General features: G+C 46.3%; 1 pseudogene. It reads right to left on the bottom strand.

From position 1 onward, the window contains the following. Window positions 1-416: pseudogene (locus ACTHUM_RS20080) on the bottom strand (MFS transporter); the annotation flags it as partial. Window positions 417-430 lie beyond the last annotated feature (14 nt).

Raw genomic sequence — 430 nt, 5'->3', positions numbered from 1 at the left:
ACAGGCAACAGGGTCAATGTACCCATATAAACCATGACGCCCAAGGATGTCGCAAGAACACCTATCGTAAAGTTTCTATTTTTAAACAATGACAAATCGACAATCGGGTATTTCTCGACCAGCTCACAAACAATAAAATATGTCAGGAACACCAAAGCGGTAACGCCCAAAACGATAATCTCTCCTGAGGCAAACCAGTCCAATTCCTTGCACCTATCAAGCATCATTTGCAATGCGCCGACACCGACAATCATCAACACCAGCCCGACATAATCGATTAGCGCCCTGACGATTCCGGTTTCCCTGTGCCTAAGCTGTTTCCCCGCCATGGAGACGGATAAAACCCCGATTGGGATATTGATAAAGAAAATCCATCCCCGATGCCAGTTGTACGAAATCCACCCGCCTATACTCGGTCACAATACAGAAG

It is taken from the genome of Neisseria sp. P0021.S006 (assembly GCF_051956895.1).
Note: the sequence above shows the minus strand (reverse complement) of the source record. Positions and strands in the feature narration are given on the sequence as shown.